General features: G+C 35.8%; 12 protein-coding genes and 4 pseudogenes. 8 read left to right on the top strand and 8 right to left on the bottom strand.

The genetic code is table 11. The features are described 5' to 3' along the window. The first annotated feature begins 73 nt into the window (after positions 1–73). On the top strand, positions 74–385 hold the full coding sequence (locus BCER98_RS04405; RefSeq protein ID WP_011983880.1) for a heavy metal-binding domain-containing protein: 312 nt from the start codon (positions 74–76) through the stop codon (positions 383–385). Between the two features lie 478 nt (positions 386–863). Continuing rightward, positions 864–1,106: a DUF5105 domain-containing protein gene (locus BCER98_RS04415; protein ID WP_041809502.1), complete on the top strand. Its 243-nt coding sequence runs from the start codon at positions 864–866 to the stop codon at positions 1,104–1,106. A gap of 65 nt (positions 1,107–1,171) precedes the next feature. Here BCER98_RS04415 and BCER98_RS20645 read toward each other — a convergent pair whose 3' ends face one another. After that, entirely contained in the window at positions 1,172–1,312 is a 141-nt protein-coding gene (locus BCER98_RS20645) for a YflJ family protein (RefSeq protein ID WP_011983883.1), read from the bottom strand. 147 nt (positions 1,313–1,459) lie between these two features. On the opposite strand from BCER98_RS20645, the gene BCER98_RS04420 reads away from it, so the two are divergent. Then, positions 1,460–1,819 (top strand): hypothetical protein, encoded by a 360-nt coding sequence (locus tag BCER98_RS04420; RefSeq protein ID WP_011983884.1) that lies wholly within the window; start codon positions 1,460–1,462, stop codon positions 1,817–1,819. Positions 1,820–1,845: 26 nt separating this feature from the next. Here the strand turns inward: BCER98_RS04420 and BCER98_RS04425 are convergent, their stop codons facing one another. Further along, a complete protein-coding gene (locus BCER98_RS04425; protein WP_011983885.1) occupies positions 1,846–2,031 on the bottom strand; it encodes a YhzD family protein in 186 nt (61 codons plus the stop codon). Positions 2,032–2,166: 135 nt separating this feature from the next. Here BCER98_RS04425 and BCER98_RS04430 point away from each other — a divergent pair, with 135 nt between their 5' ends. Genes BCER98_RS04430 through yhaM form a run of 3 tightly spaced genes read left to right on the top strand, consistent with a single transcriptional unit; the run spans position 2,167 to position 7,324 of the window. Next, positions 2,167–3,408 carry a metallophosphoesterase family protein gene (locus tag BCER98_RS04430; RefSeq protein ID WP_011983886.1) on the top strand — a complete coding sequence of 414 codons (1,242 nt, stop codon included), beginning with the start codon at positions 2,167–2,169 and terminating at the stop codon, positions 3,406–3,408. Next, positions 3,405–6,326 (top strand): ATP-binding protein, encoded by a 2,922-nt coding sequence (locus tag BCER98_RS04435; protein ID WP_011983887.1) that lies wholly within the window; start codon positions 3,405–3,407, stop codon positions 6,324–6,326. Before BCER98_RS04430 ends, BCER98_RS04435 begins: the two co-directional genes overlap by 4 nt. A 41-nt stretch (positions 6,327–6,367) precedes the next feature. Further along, complete coding sequence (gene yhaM / locus BCER98_RS04440) at positions 6,368–7,324, top strand: 3'-5' exoribonuclease YhaM (protein ID WP_011983888.1); 957 nt, start codon at positions 6,368–6,370, stop codon at positions 7,322–7,324. 2 nt (positions 7,325–7,326) lie between these two features. Here the strand turns inward: yhaM and BCER98_RS23800 are convergent. Beyond that, positions 7,327–7,538: pseudogene (locus BCER98_RS23800) on the bottom strand (site-specific integrase); the annotation flags it as partial. Between the two features lie 735 nt (positions 7,539–8,273). On the opposite strand from BCER98_RS23800, the gene BCER98_RS04450 reads away from it, so the two are divergent. Both BCER98_RS04450 and BCER98_RS04455 read left to right on the top strand, forming a co-directional pair. Then, positions 8,274–9,686: an ABC transporter permease gene (locus tag BCER98_RS04450; RefSeq protein ID WP_011983890.1), complete on the top strand. Its 1,413-nt coding sequence runs from the start codon at positions 8,274–8,276 to the stop codon at positions 9,684–9,686. 11 nt (positions 9,687–9,697) lie between these two features. Continuing rightward, complete coding sequence (locus BCER98_RS04455) at positions 9,698–10,384, top strand: ABC transporter ATP-binding protein (protein ID WP_011983891.1); 687 nt, start codon at positions 9,698–9,700, stop codon at positions 10,382–10,384. 271 nt (positions 10,385–10,655) lie between these two features. Here the strand turns inward: BCER98_RS04455 and BCER98_RS23600 are convergent, their stop codons facing one another. From BCER98_RS23600 to BCER98_RS20660, 5 genes and pseudogenes are all read right to left on the bottom strand, one after another. Next, positions 10,656–10,826, bottom strand: a complete 171-nt coding sequence (locus BCER98_RS23600) for a transposase (RefSeq protein WP_011983892.1) — start codon at positions 10,824–10,826, stop codon at positions 10,656–10,658. A 131-nt stretch (positions 10,827–10,957) separates the two neighbouring features. Then, positions 10,958–12,055, bottom strand: a pseudogene (locus tag BCER98_RS04460) (sensor histidine kinase); the annotation flags it as partial. A 68-nt stretch (positions 12,056–12,123) separates the two neighbouring features. Further along, positions 12,124–12,430 (bottom strand): annotated as a pseudogene (locus BCER98_RS23605) (two-component sensor histidine kinase); the annotation flags it as partial. Continuing rightward, a complete protein-coding gene (locus tag BCER98_RS04465) occupies positions 12,423–13,088 on the bottom strand; it encodes a response regulator transcription factor (RefSeq protein WP_176371923.1) in 666 nt (221 codons plus the stop codon). The pseudogene BCER98_RS23605 and the gene BCER98_RS04465, both read right to left, overlap by 8 nt. Positions 13,089–13,105: 17 nt before the next feature. Further along, positions 13,106–13,273: pseudogene (locus BCER98_RS20660) on the bottom strand (IS4 family transposase); the annotation flags it as partial. Between the last annotated feature and the right edge of the window lie 224 nt (positions 13,274–13,497).

Here is a 13,497-nt window from a genome sequence, read left to right on the forward strand (position 1 = left end):
TTATGTTCCAATTTTAATTTTCGTGTAATAATAAAGATAAGAAATGCAAAAATATGATAGGAGAGTGTCAGTTATGATTGTAACAACAACAAATGAAATTCAAGGGAAAGAAATTATCGAGTATATTGATATCGTAAATGGTGAAGCGATTATGGGGGCAAATGTTGTCCGTGATTTGTTTGCTTCTGTTCGTGATGTTGTCGGTGGTCGTTCTGGGGCGTATGAGAGCAAGTTAAAAGAAGCGCGTGATGTTGCGATGGCAGAAATGAAAGAGCTGGCAAAACGAAAAGGTGCCAATGCAATTGTTGGTGTTGATGTAGATTACGAAGTTGTTCGTGATGGAATGTTAATGGTTGCGGTAAGTGGTACAGCGGTACGTATATAATAGAAAAAAGGAGGTCCCCTTATAGTAGGCAGCATTTGCTTACTATAAGGGGATTTTTCTTTTAAAAAATCAATTGTTTTTGTATTTAGATAATTTAATATAAATGGAATATACTGTAGACATAAAGGTGTAATATTACTTGTTCGATTAGTAAATAGAGAAGGGGATTGGAGAGAGTACAGTGTATTTTAAGAAATTTGTAGGTATCAGTATGGTAGCGGTGCTTACACTTGGGGGATGAGCGCTTGCAAATCATTAGAAAGTACAAAGGAAGTCAAACAAGAAAGCGCTTCGAAGGGGCAGAAAGAAGAAAAGAATCAAAAGAGTAAAAGTTATGAGATGACATTAGAAAGTGCAGAGTATACTTTACCTGAACGAGATTCAACACCTCTTAATGGACGAGTTCTGAAAGGGAAGGTAGGTATTAAAAATATAGGGAAAGAAGCGTTGAGATTCTCTCCAGACGATTTTGCTCTATATGTCAAAAATGAAAACGTATTCGAAATATGGTGAGGATAGACTTTCTTTTGATGTGGTAGATCCAGGTACAAAAGTATCTGGGGCTATATATTTTGATGTGAAAGAACTTGCAAATAAGGAAAAAGGATTGGAACGCCCTGCTAAAGCGTTAGAAGCTTACTTAAACGCAGGTTTTTACGATAAAGACGTAGATAAAATGAAAGACCTTACAGGTGAAGATGAAGAAAACTCCGATGATTAAAGTTTCACTTTATACAAATTAAGAAAAAAGAAGCAATGCTCAAAAGCGTTGCTTCTTTTCTTCTGTTAAGCAGATTGTCTTTTTACTTTTTCAAGTAAGCGAGCTAATATGTGGGCACGATAAGATTCTAGTTTTCTACCTTCATACGTGCGAATACCTAATTTTTTCAGTTCTTTTACGTACCAACCTTTACTTCCGAAATGCATAGTATCTCTCCCCTTCAAGTTATTTTTTATATTGCTTCTGATTTTTGGAGCGGGACATAGATGAAGGAAGTGAATTTCGTGTAAAATAGTTAACTTTGTTTCAAAAGACATATATACTAAAGGTAGTATATAACGAGGTGGACAGACGTGATTATAGAGAAGCACGAAATTCAAATTGACCAAATTACGAGCGGAAAGGTAAATATTTTTACCTTTTACCGAAATAGAAAGCAAATTGATGATCCGTTTTTAAAATTACAAGAACCATCGCTAACAGCTAACTACTTTTTCCATTTTCATTTGGACGTAGAAGGCTTAAGCATGTTGCAGGAAGAATTTCCAGGCATATATCCGTACGACGGGAATGGAACCATTCACGACTGGACGGAGAAAATGAAACAAGAGTTAACGCGCCAAATTCAAACTGGACAGTGGAATAGACGCGTGCGTATTGGAAATCGTATTCTTGATGTGGTATTTACGTGGTGTGATGAAGAGGTTGAATAAAAAAGAAGCGGAATTACGCTTCTTTTTTAGCGCTGGAATAAAATAAGCTTTCCTGCAGAAGATGTGCAGCGATGTGTTTTTTCATACAATCCTTTTTCTCGTAAGATAGCTTCTCCTTTTAATTTTGCTTCTTTTTCTGTTGCGGCCTCGAACGATTCATCTAATGCTTTAGAACCATCTTTTTCAAAGGCTGTTAGAACGTATACTCCCATGAAAATCCCCCTCCGATTTAAAATCAGAATCTTATAATTATTTTGTCATAAAACGGTAGAATATGCAAAGAAATATATGACATAGCGTGTTACAATAAAGTGAAACTTTTGAAACATAGAAAGGGTCGTTTGTTAGTGAAACAAATAAAGTTTATACATGCAGCTGATTTGCATTTAGATAGCCCGTTTAAAGGTATGGAAATGAGTGTACCAACCTCTATTTGGGAAAGAATGAAGCAAAGTACATTTCGATCATTTGAACGGATCATTGATAAAGCCATTCAAGAGCGCGTTGATTTTGTATTGCTTGCTGGTGATTTATATGATGCGGATACGAGAAGTTTACGCGCACAAGTATTTGTAAGAGAGCAGATGAAACGACTTGCGCAGTATGACATTTCGGTATATATCATTCACGGTAATCATGATCATTTAGGAGGAAGCTGGGCGGCGATTGAGTTTCCAGACAATGTTCATATATTTACTGAGCCATATGTGGAAGAAAAGTCATTTTACAAAGATGGAGAACTTCTTGCTTCTATTTATGGTTTTAGTTATTTACAGCAGGCAGTAACAGATAATATGACAGCGCAGTATACGAAAATGAGCGATGCACCATTTCATATTGGGCTGCTTCACGGCAGTGTAGAAGGGGATGCAGAGCATAACCGTTATGCACCATTTCAAATTCGTGAACTGAAAGAAAAAGAATTTCATTATTGGGCACTTGGCCATATACATAAGCGTGAGATATTGGTAGAGAACCCACCTATCATTTATCCAGGGAATATACAAGGGCGTCACCGAAAGGAAGCGGGTGAAAAGGGTGCATATCTTGTGGAAATGACAGAGCAAGAGACAAGGTGTTCGTTTTTTCACACAGCGGATGTTATTTGGGAAGAGATTGAACTTTCAATTGAGGGACTTGATACTGTTGATGATTTTATGAAGGCTGCTTCAGAAGTGTTGCAGAAACAGCGAAAAGTTGAAGAAGGAATTTTTTTAACTGTTAGTTTGACAGGACAAGGTCCGTTGTCTTCGTATTTACGTGATGAAAAACGTGTTGAAGAGATTTTTCATATTTTAAGTGCTGGAGAAGAGCGCAAAGATTTTGTTTATGTGATGAAGTGGAAAAATGAGACAGCTTCCTTTGCAGAAATCCAGCAGTTAAAGGAAGAAAATCATTTTGTTGGGAGCGTATTGCAAGAGTTAGAGTCTTTTACAAACATGGATACAATCCTTCAAACGATTTGGACATCGCCTGTTGCCCGTAATGTCATTGAGCCGTTTTCAGATGAGGAACAAGCAGAGATTCAAAAGGAAGCAGAAAATATTATATTAGAGCAATTATTCCAGCAAGAGAGGGATACAAAATGAGAATTGAAAAACTCCATATTTATGGCTATGGAAAACTAGAAAATGTAGAAATGGATCTTTCCTTGTTGACGGTGTTATATGGTGAAAATGAAGCGGGAAAATCAACGATTCGTTCGTTTATAAAAAGCATTTTATTTGGCTTTAAGATGAGGGGACAAAAGCGTTATGAACCGAAAGAAGGCGGTAAGTATGGCGGAGCAATTACTGTGATGACGAAGCAGTATGGTCGGCTAAAAATCGAACGCCTTCCGAAAACAGCAAGCGGGGAAGTAACCGTTTATTTTGAAGATGGAAAAATGGGTGGAGAAGAAGTGTTACAAGCTATCACAAAGGGGATGAATGAGCAGTTATTCGACTCTGTTTTTTCATTTGATATGCACGGTTTACAAAATATTCATCAGCTCGGCGAAGCGGAAATTGGAAACTATTTATTTTCAGCAAGTGCGGTTGGAAGCGATGCGTTATTGCGACTGGATAGAAAGCTAGAAAAAGAAATGGATCAGCGCTTTAAACCAAATGGTCGTAAGCCTGAGATTAATGCATCACTGCAAGAGATGAAGAAACTGAAAGAGAATTTGAATGAGTGGCAAGGAAAGATTGGTGCGTATGAAAAACATGTGAAGCAGCTCAAGGAGAGTGAAGAGAAACTTGTTCAAATTCGCCATGAAAAAGAGCGAGCAGAGCAGCGCAAGCAAGATTATGAAATATTGTCAGCACTTCAGCCACTTATGATTGAAAAACGAACTTACGAAATGGTACTAAAAGAGCAGCTGGGGCATTTTCCTGTTTCGGGTATAGCGCGCTATGAATCGATAAAAGCAAAACTTGAACCGCTTCATATACAGCTAGATACACTTCAAGAAAAGATGGACATGGCACAATCGAAAATGAAATCGCTGCAAATAGATGATGCGCTTTTGCGAAAAGAAAGTGATATCGAAGCACTTCGCATGCAGCACATATCATATGAAAATGCACGTCAAGAAATGCGAGAGATGACGAGCCGTATTCAAAATATAAGAGAGGAAATAGAAGAATTACAACATCAAATTGGTGCTAGTTTTGAAGAAGAAAGTGTACGCTCTTTTGATACAAGTCTTGCGGTAAAAGAATTGATTACACAAACGATTCAAAAAGCGAGAGAATTAGAAGTGCGAAAACAGGAGTTAGATCGAAACTTTCAAGTAACGCAGGAGCAATTAGAAGAACAAGAAGAACATATCGCATACATTCGAAAACAAATGTTGTCAGAGGAAGAAAGACAAGCGCTTATGGAGAAAGAAAAATCATTTCAAGGTGGAATCCATATAAGTGCAGAACGTATGCAGCGTAAATATGAAGAAAGAACAAGAGGCACGTTTGAGAAGAAAAAGCGCTGGCAGAAAATTTGTTTTCTATTATTACTAATGAATATAGGGGTTTTACTAACGAGTGTATTTTTAGATAATCGAACTTTGTTATTTACAAGCGTCATTTTCTTTGTATTGATTGTACTGGCATTTGTTTTATATAAAGACCCAGCTTCAGACCGCTTGCAAGAAGAACTGTTAACACTTCAGCAAAACAGTGAGGGGCGGCAAAGTGAAGAAGTTATGTCCATTCGTTATAAGTTAGAAAAAGATGAAGAAATGCGCAAAGTATTTGAGCGAGAAGCTTATAAATTGCAGCAAATAGAAAGAAGCTATGAAAAAATTGTGTCGGCATATGAAGATTGGGAAAGAGATACGTTTCGTGTAGGGGAGCAAGTAGAGGGGTATAAAAAACGTTATCATTTCCCAACCTTTTATACGCATGCGCATCTATTGCCGGCATTTGAGCGAATGGAAAAGATGCAACAATTGTACCGAGAATTAGGAAAGCAGCTTGAGCGAAAAGATGTATTATATGAAATGATTTCGCAATTTGAACATAAACTAGAACATGTTTTGGCAGGAACAGATTTTGATGCACTTCTGAAAATCACTCATCGTATTCAGCAGGAAAAAGAAAAAGTGCAAGAACTGAAACAGTGGCGAGAGAAGCTTGCGGAGTGGCAGGAAGAACATGCAGCCTTACAGCACCAAATGAAGCAGCTTCAATCTGAAAGAGATGGATTATGGAACATGGCGGGAGTTCAGGATGAGGAATCATTTTTAGAAGCAGGGATGCAAGCAGAAAAACGTGAAGATGCAGAGAAACAATTACAGCACCTCTTACCACAAATTGATATGTTAAAGCAGCGCTTAACATATTTATCTTTAGAAGAGAACTATCAAGTAGATGGTTATGAAGACAAATTAAGAGAAGAAAGGCAGCATATACAAACACTTCTGTCGCAAGAAAAAGAACAAACGGAGCGCATTGCAGAGTGCCGCGTAGAAATTGCAAATTTAGAAAAAGGTAATACGTATGGGGATTTATTACATGAATGGGAAATGAAAAAGTCGCATGTACGGGAACAAGTGAAAAAGTGGGCGGCATATGCGGCAGCCAAATCGGTGTTAACGAAAACGAAGCAATATTATCATGAAGTGCACCTTCCGCGCATTTTACAAAAGGCGGAGGAGTATTTTGTTTACTTAACAGGTGAGAAATATAACAAAATCTTTTCACCGTCAGCAACAGAGCCATTTATCGTTCAGCGCAGTGATGGACTTCGTTTTTACAGTTATGAGCTTAGTCAAGCAACGGCGGAGCAACTCTATTTATCACTACGTTTTGCGCTTGCTCATACGTTTGAACATCATTATCCATTTATTATCGATGATAGCTTTGTTCATTTTGACGCGGTTCGGACAGAGCGGACAATCGCGTTAATGAAAGAGATTGCAAAGAAGAGACAAGTCATCTTCTTTACATGCCATGCTCACTTATTATCGTTCTTTACGGAAAAACAGATGATAAAATTAACGCCAGAGCGTAAAGAAAATAGAGTGTAGTGTGCTATACTAAAAGTACTTAAGTTGGTGGAGGAATCAGGATGAAAAAGAAAATTGCAGAATATGAAGTTGGTGAACAAGTCGATCTTTTCTTGCTTATTAAGACAGCAACAAAAGGAATCGCAAGTAACGGGAAGCCGTTTTTAACAGTAATCTTGCAAGACCAAAGCGGAGATATTGAAGCAAAGCTATGGGATGTATCACCGGAAGTGGAGAGACAATATACAGCGGAAACAATTGTAAAAGTAGCTGGTGATATTCAAAATTATAAAGGACGTATCCAGCTTCGTGTTAAGCAAATCCGTGTTGCAAATCCGAATGAAGTAACAGATATCTCAGACTTTGTTGAAAAAGCACCAGTGAAAAAAGAAGATATGGTGGAAAAAATTACGCAGTACATATTTGAAATGAGAAATCCGAACATTCAGCGTCTAACAAGACATTTATTAAATAAGCATCAAAATGATTTCTTAGATTATCCAGCAGCGACGAAAAATCATCATGAGTTCGTATCAGGACTTGCTTACCATGTTGTATCTATGCTGGATTTGGCGAAAGCAATTTCGACGCTGTATCCATCTTTAGATAAAGATTTACTCTATGCAGGTGTCATCTTGCATGACCTTGGTAAAGTTATCGAGTTATCAGGTCCAATTTCGACAACATATACATTAGAAGGAAACTTACTCGGTCATATTTCAATTATGGTGAACGAAATTGGAAAAGCAGCAGAAGAGTTGAAAATTGAGGGAGAAGAAGTATTAATCCTTCAGCACATCGTCTTATCTCATCATGGAAAAGCAGAGTGGGGAAGCCCCAAACCACCATTAGTAAAAGAAGCGGAAATTTTACACTACATCGATAATTTAGATGCAAAAATGAACATGATGGACCGCGCTCTTGGACGCACAAAACCAGGCGAATACACAGAACGCGTCTTTGCGCTTGATAACCGTTCGTTCTATAAACCGAAGTTCCAAACGTATTATGACAAGTAATGTTAGTTAATAATTACATTTACTTGCCCACGTGATTTTAAAAAGGGATTATATTGGTTTACGGCAGTTTTCTCTATAGATTTAGTTAGATGTAAATAAATCTATAGAGGAATGCCCGAACCATTCCGATACATACTTACAGATTTGCATCATTTTGTAATAGATGTATAGCGTGGTTGTGTTTTAACCCGTACAATGTGATGGGGCTAAAACTTTTACTTTATCTCCTCCTTCTTCCTATTTATTTATGAGCGAAAAGATATGAGAAAATACTTTCATAATACTTAGAAGTTTGAAACTGCTAAACTTAGTATAAACATCAAAAATGGCTTGCACACATTCAAATGACGAAAATCGTTGCATTTGATTATAAACATATAAACAATGTTGTTGGTATTGACTTAGGAATCAACTTTCTTGTTACCACTTTTCCCTTCAAAAATTTTTGTATGCCCCCTACAAACTCTAATTGATTACCATAACGTTTATGAATGTAGCTCTTCATATATTCTTCCCAACTCTTACCTTCACCTGTAATAAGTAATACTTTTTTATTTTCCAATTCCGACAGCGTAAACCACCGCTTTTTCTCAGCAATCAGTGGTTTTATACCAAAGGGAACGAAGAATAAAGCCTTAAAGATCCGTTGCTTATTATGAGTTGATTGCGAATCTTTTATTATATGCAGGTGCTTTGAGAGTATCTAACGTATAATTATGGTTTACAATTTTCTCAATTGGCCTTTCGTGCTTATGGGAAAATCTGAATATATAAAATATTTATAAGAAGGAAAACGAATTGCTTTAAGTTCATCAGGAAAGGCTCGTTATGTGGATTCGTATAAATACTACATATAAACTACTCATTGCTCTAGGTAAACTACTGAATAACTCCATACAAACTCCAGATAGTGTCTATAGAATAAAAAATATCAAGGAGGTTAGAAAAAATGAATTTTATAAAACGCGCAATTCTAAGTATGAAAAAACGAAAGGGAACGTCATTCATTTTGTTAGGTGTCTTTTTAATTGTTACAAATTTAGTGTTGGCAGGATTTACAATTCAAAACGCATCAAAAAAGGCAGCCGAATCAGCAAGAAAAAAACTGGGCACAGATGTCACTTTGAGTTTTGATTATGATAAGGCAGAAAAAGCAAGGGGAACTGGAGGAATGCCTCATCCACCAAACCTCAATGCAAAATTAGCAAGTCAATTAGGAAAATCTCAATATGTAAAAGACTACAATTATACAGCAACTACGCTAGGCATTCCGGATGGTTTTAAATTAGTAGGATCTTTAGAAGAACAGGAAGGACCTACAGAGAAGAAGAGTATAAAAGGAGACGTAGATTGGAACTCTTCTTTTGTCATAGAAGCAATTCGTAAGATTTCTCTAGAAGAAAGTTTTAAAAATGGAAAAAGTAAAATTATTGATGGGAAACCTATTACAGAAAAGATGATAGATCAGAATGTCATTTTGATGGAAAAACGTTTAGCAGAACAAAATAAATTGAAAATAGGAGATAAGGTTAAAATTCGATCAGGCGAAGATAAGAAGAAATCTCTTGAAGCTGAAATTATTGGTATTTATGAAACAGAGAAGCAGGCATCAATAATAGGTGGAAGTGTCTCACCTATGATGGAGCCAGCTAATAAAATATATATGCCACACTCTACTTTAAAAAAATTAGAAGCAGGGCAAAAGGCCAGTAGCTCCGTGATGCAAGCTGTGTATTATTTGAAAGACCCAAAAGACATTGATGCATTTAGACAAGAAGCAAAACAATCGGATATTGATTTTAATTATTTTAAGTTAGATGCAAATGACGCTTTGTACAAAAAAATGATAAATCCTATTGAAAATATTTCTTCTATCTCTCAAATGATTATCTATATTGTATCTATTGCGAGTGCTATTATTTTGGGGTTAATTATTATGTTATCGATTAAAGCACGTCGTAAGGAAATGGGGATTCTATTGTCTATTGGAGAGAAAAAATGGAAACTAATAGCGCAGTTCATAGTAGAAGTAGCATGTGTTGCTATTTTAGCATTTGGATTATCCATAACAACAGGATCTAAAGTTTCGCAATTAATGGGAGATATTTTGCTCTCAAATGAAATCGCTACAGCAAGCGGAGAAGAAGATGAAAATGATAAGACAATATTTGTTGGAGCTGATGGTTCTGTACAAGAGACCAAAAAAGCAGACCCAGTTGATAAAATTGATGTAAATGTAACAGGAGAGGATTTAGGGAAAATGGGGGGGATTGGATTAACTATTGCTATATTAGCAACTATACTTCCAGCCTTATCAATTCTACGTTTAAACCCGAAACAAATCCTGTTAAAAGATGAATAAGGAGGATCAGCATGGAGACAATTTTACTATTTAAGAACTTAACTTATTATTATGAAAGTGACGAAAAAAGAGTAACGATATTAGATAATGTTACTTTTTCTTTTCAAGCAGGGCATTTTTACACAATCTTAGGGCCGTCTGGATCTGGTAAAACCACAGCGCTTAGTTTAGGCTGTGGTTTGGATACACCAAAAAGTGGCTATGTACTATATAGGGGGAGGGACATTCAAAAGATTGGTTTGGATCGATACCGTAATCAATATGTATCCGTGATTTTTCAATCCTATAACTTACTTACCTATATGACCGCTCTTCAAAATGTACTAACGGCAATGGAAATTACAGGTGTTAAGGTGCAAAATAAAAGGAAAAGGGCATTAGAATTGTTAGAAAAGGTAGGCCTTACAGAAGCAGAGGTGAATCGTAATGTTCTGCAATTAAGTGGTGGACAACAGCAACGCGTAGCAATTGCTCGAGCACTATCTTGCAATGTAGAGTTACTTATTGCTGATGAACCAACAGGGAACCTTGATGAAGAGACAGCACAAGAAGTGATTCGATTGTTTCAGGAGCTTGCTCATCAAGAGAATAAATGTGTTATTGTTGTAACACATTCACGAGAAGTGGCAGAACAATCGGATCGAACCATTTACTTACGCCAGAAGAGATTAGTAGTAAAAGATATTAATAATCCTTAAAAAATAGGGAGCTGTCCCAAAAGCGGTTATTTTTTTGATTTTCTTCCTCAAACGAGCATTTTTTCTGCCTGTTTGAGGAAGTTGTGGGCTATGGCAATCATCCAAAACTCAACCGTCCTTAATTTGTTGGAATGTATGCTGGATATTTTGTTGAAGTTTCTCTTCTATAGTTATCTGTTGCTTTTCTCCATACGAAAGAATATTTATCTTTCATTCGTTCTGAACAAATGCGATTAATCGTTCGAAAATCCGGCATTTGTTGCCTAGATCGCTACACCATTGGTAAGTGTTCTCGTAATGATTTGGCAATATCACGGCAAGAATAGATTTTTTGCGTATATGCATAGAGAATCACTTTTGTCATCATTTTCGGGTGGTAGGAACTACGGCCACCCCCTTGATAACGAGAAAAGAATAGATTATCATTGACTTGTTCTACCATCTCATGGATTATGATTTTCGGGAATTAAATCGCTATAATCCATTGGTAGCATCAGTTGCCACAGGTTATAATGAATGAAAGTAGCTGAATGGTTACTCATAAAAAAAGAAGGGCTATCCCATAAGCCGGTTTCACCGACTTATGGGATAGCCCCATTTTTTACATATTGGAATGTTAATGAAAAATTGCACCCCATTTTCTATATTGCTTATAGAATACGAGATACCTAGCGTTTCGAAAATTTGTTTGACGATATAAAGACCTAAACCACTCCCTCCCGTATTTCGACTTCTTGATTTTTCGACCCGATAAAATGGTTTGAAGAGATGTTGTATATCCTCTTCTTTAATCTTTACACCTGTATTGATGACCTGCATTTGAATTTGATTTTGTTTAGCGTTGCTGGATAATTTTATATAAACTTTCTCTTTAGGTGGTGAATACATCACTGCATTATGAATAATATTTTTACAGGCTTTTTCTAAGAGAACAGGATCTGTAAAAATAAACTCGTTAAAATCAATTTGCTTTTTAATTTGAATGTCCTTTTGAGAAGCAAAAAATCCGAGATCTTTAGTAATTCTATCTATTAATTTTGATAGCTTTACTTCTTTTAATTGTGGTTTAAAGGTGTGTTGTTCTAATTTTGCCATACTTAAAATTTCGTGAACCAATCGCTCCAGATTTTCAATAATTTGATGATTTTTCTGTAAGTATTGGTTACGATCTTGATACGGGCCAATATTATATATCATTCCTTCTACGTATCCTTTCATAACCGTTAGCGGAGTCTTTAATTCATGTGCTACCGTAGCAAAAAATTCTCTTCGTTTTGCTTCTACTTCTTTTTCTTTTTCAATATCGCTTTTTAATTGCTGATTTGCTCTTTTTAGGTTGAGCATAGCCTGCTGTAAATTAATGGACATATCGTTCAAACTATTAGATAATTCCCCTAATTCATCTGTGGAACGAACTTCTATTTTTTCTGAAAAATCTAATTTCGCCATTTTTTGTGCACCTTCATTAATATAAATGAGAGGCTTTGTAATTAACCTTGAATAGAAATAAGCACTTCCTATACCAATCACAAGTACAATGATACTAATATAGGGAAGAAAACGTACCAAGACCTGTGATGCTTCATCAATAGGTTGAAATGTTGCGAATACCATAAGTATTAAGTTAGCATCTTGGAATTGAATGGGTACCGTAACATCATATAAATTACGAGTGGTATCTGAGCTACCTATGGGTCTTACTTTTTCAATAATGATTGTTTGGCTATCTTTTGGAACGGAAGGAAATGAAGGAGAATAAATAACTACACCTTCTTTATTTTGAAGATAAATCAATACGTTATTTTTTTCTGCATATTCATCAAGAAGTGGCAAAGCATCTTGAAACGCAAGGTTTTTAGATTTACCAATAATTTCTTCTATCCCTGTTTGAAGCTGGTCTGTTTTGTATTGCTCATAAAATGTAGGGAGAAAGAAGTATAAAGTTAAATAAATTAAGGCGGCAAAAGTTAACAAAATAAGAGATGTAGTTATAAAAAGCTTATAGGTAATCTTCTTCATCTTCATAATTTTTACCATCTTACCCATCGATTTTATAACCAATGCCTTTTACTGTTTTAATGTAGGGCGTATTTAATTTTTTTCGTATGTTTTTAATGTGTGTATCAATGATACGAGTTTCTCCATAAGGTTCATATCCCCAAACCCTTTCTACGATGTTTTCTCTGGTGATGACTTTTCTCTTATTTTTTAGTAGTAGTTGTAGAATTTCAAATTCTTTTGCTGTTAAAGAAATTTCCACTTTATTTACATATACCTTATATGTATCACAATCGACATGTATTTCTTTAAAAGATAAATGATTATCTGTACGCTCGCCATAGCTTCTTCTCAGTACTGCTTCGACTCGCCTGATGAAAACATGAAAAGAAAAAGGTTTTGTAATATAATCATCTATACCAAGATCGAACCCCTTCATTTGGTCTTGTTCTTCTTCTAAGGCCGTTAGTAAAATAATTGGTATATTTGACTGGTTTCGAATTATATTGGCAACTTCAAATCCATTGAGATTTGGCATCATCACATCTAAAAGAATTAAATCAAAGGGGTGTTTATTAAATTGTTTCATGCCCTCTAGTCCATCTGATGCAACTGTAACAATATACTGTTGCGTTATTAAAAATTGCTTAATTAGTTCTTGAATTTCTTCATCATCTTCTATTACAAGAATATGATAATTCATTATAATATCACCTCTTGTATTCAGTATATCCGTAGTATCTGTAGTTTGATATGGAATAGGAGAATGGAAAGAACTTTATATCTGTGAGATTTACACCCATTCTTCTTTAAAAGGTGACACAGGAGGATTTGAACCTTTGTTATTTCGTGGGTGTTTCTCTGAATAGCTTGATACAAAAAAGATAGATGTTTGTTTTGTGCAAGTGCGGAAAAATGCAAAAGGTTACAGCGAACAGTGCAGAGGCTAACAGTTCAACTTTTTAAAGGGAATAGATAACGCATCGCGTACACAATCGCTTTCCGCTGTAAATGATGTGGGCATGATAAAGCAAGCGATTTATCATGCTTAAATCAATCAGTGATCACTAAATATCCGATTCCATCACCTAATTTCTAAATTCGAAGTAACAATC

It is taken from the genome of Bacillus cytotoxicus NVH 391-98, assembly GCF_000017425.1.
GTDB classification, from domain to species: domain Bacteria; phylum Bacillota; class Bacilli; order Bacillales; family Bacillaceae_G; genus Bacillus_A; species Bacillus_A cytotoxicus.